The sequence below is a fragment of the Halomonas caseinilytica genome, assembly GCF_001662305.1.
Taxonomy (GTDB): domain Bacteria; phylum Pseudomonadota; class Gammaproteobacteria; order Pseudomonadales; family Halomonadaceae; genus Halomonas; species Halomonas caseinilytica.
This window is the reverse complement of the sequence record NZ_BDEP01000006.1, coordinates 113,215-119,432: the sequence shown is the minus strand read 5'-3', so window position 1 is coordinate 119,432 and position 6,218 is coordinate 113,215. Positions and strand designations below refer to the sequence as shown.

The following is a 6,218-nucleotide window of genomic DNA, read 5'->3' as shown; positions in this document are numbered from 1 at the left end:
TTGTCGGGGTTCATGCTGTCTTCCAGCTTCCAGCTTCCAGCTTCCAGCTTCCAGCTTCCAGCTTCCAGCTTCCAGCTTCCAGCTTCCAGCTTCCAGCTTACGTCTTGCGCGTCTTCTTGCCACGACCGGATGGCCCCTTGCGGCGTGGCTTGGGTTTGGGCGTTTCCGGCGGAACCCGGTAGTGCAGATAGAGATCGAGCACCAGTTCGGGGAGTTGCGCCACCAGCCTTTCCAGGCGTTGTTCGTCGGTGGCCAGCTCGGCCATGTCGGGTTCATCGGCGAACAGCCCCGAGAGCAGCATGAAGGGCAGCAACAAGGTGGCGGCGGCCTCCTCGTCGTCGGCGAACCAGGCCGCTTCGTCCAGGAAGACGCCTTCCATGAAACCGGCGCACCAGTCGCCGATCGGCGTCTCTTCCGGTGCCAGGCCTCCCAGTTCCAGGTCGAACGGCAGTTCGGGCAGGCCGCCTCCTTCCAGTACCTGAATGGCGTTATGGCGCAACTGCTCGAGCAGTGCCAGGACCGACTCCCGTTCGGCGTCATCGGCGAAGGCCGGCTCACCGTGAAAGAGTTCCGGTACCCAGGCGGTGGCGGGCAAGTCGTTGGGGGCCACGGCCAGGGCAACGAGAAAGCCGTGGGCGCCGATCAGGTCCAGAGCGTCGGCATCGACCCGCTCGGACTCGAGGAAGTCGTCGAGCCGGTCGAGGGCCTCGTCGTCAAGGAGCGGCTGGGGCTGGGGGGTGTCGTCTGACATGTCTCTCACTCGCAGGTGTCGTCTCGCGCGGGGCTTTACGCCGCCTTGGCGTGGCGCCATTCTAGCACCCCATGATCCATCCCGCGTTGCCCGAACCCGATACCGAATGGCTCGACTCTCTCGATCGCGCTGCCAGCCAGCGCGTGTTGCGCGAGCGGGTAGAGGCCGCCTGGCGGCTGTGTCGCGAGGTGCATGGCACCTTGCCGCGCCCGGCCGTCTGGCTCGACCTGCGTGGCAAGGGCGCCGGGCAGGCCCATTTCGGTCGTGGTGGCCTGAGATTCAACCCGGTTCTCTTCGACGAGAACCGCCGTGCTTTCCTGGTCGAGGTGGTGCCCCACGAAGTGGCCCACTGGTTGGTACATCATCTGGCGGATGGCCATCGCGCACGGCCCCATGGGCACGAATGGCAGACGGTGATGCGCGACCTGTTCGGGCTGGTGCCACATGCCACGCATCGTTTCGATACCGGACGCGCGAGTCCCGAACCCTATCGCTATCGCTGTGGCTGTCGAGAACATGGGTTCTCGGCGCGTCGTCATGGCCTGGCTCGGCAGGGGCGACGTTACCAGTGCCGAAAGTGCGGTCAGCCATTGGTCTACATGAGATGTTCGGCGGTCGATGATTCGATTTAACTATTTGTTATAAAAAAGAAAATCGTTCATACCAATGTCTAAAGTGAAGCCAGGCCAGCAGGGGGGTATGCTGGGAATACTTTACATGGTGCCGATCGACGCTGCGTCGCGCCCGGTCGGCTTCATCCACCTGAAGGGATCATCCCGAGGACAGAGGCATTTCGATGAGCGATCAGCAGCATATCTATCCGGTACGCGATGACATCGCCGCCAAGGCCTGGGCCGACAAGGACACCTACCAGGCCATGTACCAGCGCTCCGTGGATGATCCGGACGGTTTCTGGGCCGAGCAGGCCCGGCAACTGGAGTGGTTCAAGGCGCCGAGCGTCATCAAGAATACCTCCTTTGCCTCGAACAACGTCGACATCCGCTGGTTCGAAGATGGCAAGCTGAATGCCAGCGTCAACTGCCTGGATCGCCACCTGGCCAGCCGCGGCGACCGGCCGGCGCTCATCTGGGAGGGCGACGATCCCGCCAATTCCAAGACCTTGACCTACCGCGAGGTCTACGAGCGCACTTGTCAGTTGGCCAATGCCCTCAAGGAACTGGGCGTCGGCAAGGGCGATACCGTCACGCTCTACATGCCGATGGTGCCCGAGGCGGCCATGGCCATGCTCGCCTGCGCGCGCATTGGTGCCGTGCACTCGGTGGTGTTCGGTGGCTTCTCGCCGGATGCCCTGGCCCAGCGCGTCAAGGACGCCGCCTCCAAGGTGGTGATCACTGCCGATGAGTCGGTGCGTGGCGGCAAGCAGGTGCCGCTCAAGGACAATGTCGATGCGGCTCTGACCCGTGAAGGCACGGAGGTGGCCGAGAAGGTGCTGGTGTTCCAGCGCACCGGTGGACAGATCGACTGGAAGGACGGTCGGGACGTCTGGTTCCACGAACTGGTCGACAAGCAGTCCACCGATTGCCCGGCCGAGGAAGTCGGTGCCGAGGATCCGCTGTTCATTCTCTACACGTCCGGCTCGACCGGTGCGCCCAAGGGCCTCAAGCACACCACCGGCGGCTATCTACTGCAGGCTGCCCTGACCCATCAGTACGTCTTCGACTATCAGGACGGCGAGGTCTACTGGTGCACCGCCGATGTGGGCTGGGTGACCGGCCACAGCTACATCGTCTATGGGCCGCTGGCCAATGGCGCGACGACCCTGATGTTCGAGGGGGTGCCGAGCTATCCGACCAACGGCCGCATGGGCGAGATCGTCGACAAGCACCAGGTCAACATCCTGTACACCGCGCCCACGGCGGTGCGCGCCCTGATGGCCCATGGCGACCATGTCATGGATTCCAGCCAGCGCGACAGCCTGCGCCTGCTGGGCTCGGTGGGTGAACCGATCAATCCCGAGGCCTGGGAGTGGTTCTATCGGGTGATCGGCAAGGAACGTTGCCCGATCGTCGACACCTGGTGGCAGACCGAGACCGGCGGCATCATGATCGCGCCGCTGCCCGGGGCGACTGACCTCAAGCCCGGCTCGGCGACTCTGCCGTTCTTCGGCGTGCAGCCGGCGTTGGTCGACAACGAAGGCAAGCGGCTCGAGGGCGCCACCGACGGCAACCTGGTCGTACTCGACTCCTGGCCGGGGCAGGCTCGCTCGATCTGGAACAATCACGAACGCTTCGTCCAGACGTATTTCTCCACCTACGAGGGCATGTATTTCACCGGCGATGGGTGCCGTCGCGACGAGGATGGCTACTACTGGATCACCGGTCGGGTCGACGATGTGCTCAATGTCTCCGGCCATCGCATGGGCACCGCCGAGATCGAGTCCTCGCTGGTGGCGCACGAGGCCGTGGCCGAGGCCGCCGTGGTCGGCTTCCCCCACGACATCAAGGGGCAGGGCATCTATATCTACGTGACCCTGGATGATGAGCACGAGCCCAGCGACGAACTCAAGAAGGAGTTGACCCAGTGGGTGCGCAAGGATATCGGGCCGATCGCCTCGCCGGACATCATCCAGTGGGCGCCGAGCCTGCCCAAGACCCGCTCCGGCAAGATCATGCGCCGAATCCTGCGCAAGATCGCTGCCAACGAGTGCGACGGCCTGGGGGATACCAGCACCCTGGCGGATCCGTCGGTGGTCGAGGACTTGATCGAGCATCGCGCCAATCGCTGATCATCGTGATCAGCGCGATCCCTGGAATGCAGGAACGGGCGGGGCATGTTGCCGGCCGCCCGGTCACCATTCCGCATCGTAGCCGGCCATGGGCCGGCTTTTTCGTGACGTTGACGGAAAGTGTCGACAATTCAGGCGGATCGCTTGGGCATTGCCTCGGCCATAGGGTAACATGCGGTAAAATACAAGCGTCCAGCAGGCGGCGGCCCCGCTCGTTGCATCCGGAACCGGAGGAGAACCATGGCTTTTGCCCAGAAATTCATCGTCGCCGATGACCATCCGTTGTTCCGCGCGGCCCTTACCCAGGCGTTGCGCCAGTTGGCGCCCCAGGCCGAGATCGTCGAGGCCGATACCATGGAAGCCACGACCGAGGTGGTGACCCGTCACCCGGATGCCGACCTGATCCTGCTGGATCTGCACATGCCGGGGGCGCATGGCTTCTCCGGGCTGATTCAGTTGCGCGGCCAGACGCCGGATATCCCGGTGGCCGTGGTGTCCGGCAGCGATGAGCTCCACGTGGTGCGTCGCGCCATCGATTACGGGGCTTCCGGCTTCATTCCCAAGTCCGCGTCGCTGGCGCTGATTGCCGAGGCAGTGGGCGAGATTCTCGATGGCGAAGTATGGTTGCCGGAGGAAATGGCCGAAGCCCTGGGTGAGGCCGACGAGGAAGACACGCGCTTTGCCGAGGCCATTGCCTCGCTCACGCCGCAGCAGTTCCGGGTGCTGAACATGCTCACCGAAGGCTTGCTCAACAAGCAGATCGCCTTCGAACTCAATGTCTCCGAGGCCACTATCAAGGCCCATGTCACGGCCATCCTGCGCAAGCTCGGCGTGCACTCGCGAACCCAGGCAGTGATCGCGGCCCAGAAGCTCGAGGTCGAGCCGCCGAAGGTGGAAGAGTCCTGACGGCCTGGCCGGATGTACACACCATCAATGCGAACGCCGCCCTTCGGGGCGGCGTTTTCGGTTTCCGGCGACGGAAGTGCAGCGCGTCAGTCGTCGTCCAGGTAACGGCGCATGGCCTCCACCGTTGCCTCGCTGCAGTGGTGCTCGATGCCTTCCGAGTCGGCCCGGGCGATCTCTTCGGGCACGCCGAGCTTGCGCAGGACCTCCAGCACCACGGCGTGACGCTTGGCGACCCGTCTGGCCATGTCGTCACCGAGCGGCGTCAGGAAGATGCCGCGGTAGGGGCGAGCAATGACCAGGCCATCGCGCTTGAGCCGAGTGATCACCTTGGAAACGGCGGCAGCACTGACGCCGAAGCATTCGGCGAGGTCGCTGGCACGCGCCTCGCCATGCCGGGCATGCAGGTGGGCGATCTCCTCGACGTAGTCCTCGACCAGCTCCGTCTGGTGATCCTGTCGAACACGCCGGAAGTATTCGTGCTTGGGCAAGGCTGGCATTCGCGACCTGTCAGTGTCCCGTCAGGGTGAAGAAGAGTACATAGCCGTTGAGCGCGATGATCAGCGCGCAGATGCCCCCGCCGATGAGGGTGACGGCCCTGCCGTTGACCAGGCTGCCCATGAGCTGGCGGTCAGCGGTAAAGCATAACAGAGGGATCAGGGCAAAAGGGATGCCGAAGCTGAGGATGACCTGGCTGGCGACCAGGGCCTTCTGTTCGGAGATGCCCATCATGATGACCGCCAATGCCGGCACCATGGTAATCAGCCGGCGCAGCCACAGGGGAATGGTGAAGTTGACGAAGCCCTGCATGATCACCTGGCCCGACAGGGTACCGACGATCGAGGAGGACAGTCCGGCCAGCAGCAGAGCCAGGCCGAAGATGTGACTGGCCGCCTGCTGGCCCATCATCGGCGAGAGCAGCTGATAGCTGTCGCCGATGGTGGCGACATCGAGCCGTCCCTGAGCATGGAAGACCGCCGCCGCCATGGCCAGCATGCTCAGGTTGACCAGGCCGGCGACCGCCATGCCGATGATGACGTCGAGCCGGTAGTAGCGCATCAAGCGCCTGCGTTGTCCCTCGTCATCGGTCTGGATGCGGTTCTGGGAGAGTGCCGAGTGCAGGTAGATGACGTGAGGCATCACGGTAGCACCGAGGATGCCGGCGGCCAGGTAGAGGGCGTAGCCATCGGGAAAGCCCGGAATCAGCAGTCCTTCGAGCAGTGGCGTGGGGTCGGGCGTGCCGAGCAGCATTTCCAGCAAAAAGCCACTGGCGATTGCCATGATCATGGCGCCGATGACGATCTCCATCAGGCGAAATCCCTGGCGGTGCAGTAACAGGGCCAGATAGGTGATCAGGCCCGTGAGCAGGGCGCCTTCCATCAGCGAGAGACCAAAGAGCAGGTTGAAGGCCAGGGCCGCACCGAGGAATTCGGCCAGGTCGGTGGCGATGGCGACGATCTCGGCCTGGACCCAGTAGCACCAGACCAGCGGACGGGGATAGCGGTCGCGAATGATCTCGGCCAGGTTGCGGCCGGTGGCCAGGCCTAGGCGTGCCGACAGGGTCTGGATCAGCATCGCCATCAGGTTGGCGCCAAGCACCACCCACAGCAGGGCGTAGCCATAGCGCGAGCCGGCCTCGATATTGGTGGCGAAGTTGCCGGGATCGACGTAGGCCACGGCAGCAATCAGCGCCGGGCCGAAGAACGGGGTCCAGCCCCAGCGTCGACGACGGCCGCTAAGCGTTGCGGCGGCCTTGTCGCGAATCGCATCGTTGGAAATGGTGGAAAGCATGGCAGGGTCTGTTAACCATGGTTAATA

The 6,218-nt window shown here is 63.9% G+C and carries 6 protein-coding genes; 3 read left to right on the top strand and 3 right to left on the bottom strand.

Annotated features, from left to right (window positions below; all coding sequences use genetic code 11):
* Positions 1 to 97: 97 nt before the first annotated feature.
* A complete protein-coding gene (locus tag A9O65_RS04490; protein ID WP_064701484.1) occupies positions 98 to 751 on the bottom strand; it encodes a YecA/YgfB family protein in 654 nt (217 codons plus the stop codon).
* A 71-nt stretch (positions 752 to 822) separates the two neighbouring features.
* Here A9O65_RS04490 and A9O65_RS04485 point away from each other — a divergent pair, with 71 nt between their 5' ends.
* The 3 genes from A9O65_RS04485 (at position 823) to A9O65_RS04475 (ending at position 4,403) form a co-directional block, all read left to right on the top strand.
* Complete coding sequence (locus A9O65_RS04485) at positions 823 to 1,383, top strand: SprT family zinc-dependent metalloprotease (RefSeq protein ID WP_064701483.1); 561 nt, start codon at positions 823 to 825, stop codon at positions 1,381 to 1,383.
* Positions 1,384 to 1,547: 164 nt separating this feature from the next.
* Positions 1,548 to 3,497, top strand: a complete 1,950-nt coding sequence (gene acs / locus A9O65_RS04480) for an acetate--CoA ligase (RefSeq protein WP_064701482.1) — start codon at positions 1,548 to 1,550, stop codon at positions 3,495 to 3,497.
* Between the two features lie 240 nt (positions 3,498 to 3,737).
* A complete protein-coding gene (locus A9O65_RS04475) occupies positions 3,738 to 4,403 on the top strand; it encodes a response regulator (RefSeq protein ID WP_013333318.1) in 666 nt (221 codons plus the stop codon).
* Between the two features lie 86 nt (positions 4,404 to 4,489).
* Here A9O65_RS04475 and mntR read toward each other — a convergent pair whose 3' ends face one another.
* Both mntR and A9O65_RS04465 read right to left on the bottom strand, forming a co-directional pair.
* A complete protein-coding gene (mntR, locus tag A9O65_RS04470; RefSeq protein WP_064701481.1) occupies positions 4,490 to 4,900 on the bottom strand; it encodes a manganese-binding transcriptional regulator MntR in 411 nt (136 codons plus the stop codon).
* A 10-nt stretch (positions 4,901 to 4,910) separates the two neighbouring features.
* A complete protein-coding gene (locus A9O65_RS04465) occupies positions 4,911 to 6,191 on the bottom strand; it encodes an Nramp family divalent metal transporter (RefSeq protein WP_064699450.1) in 1,281 nt (426 codons plus the stop codon).
* Positions 6,192 to 6,218: the final 27 nt, after the last annotated feature.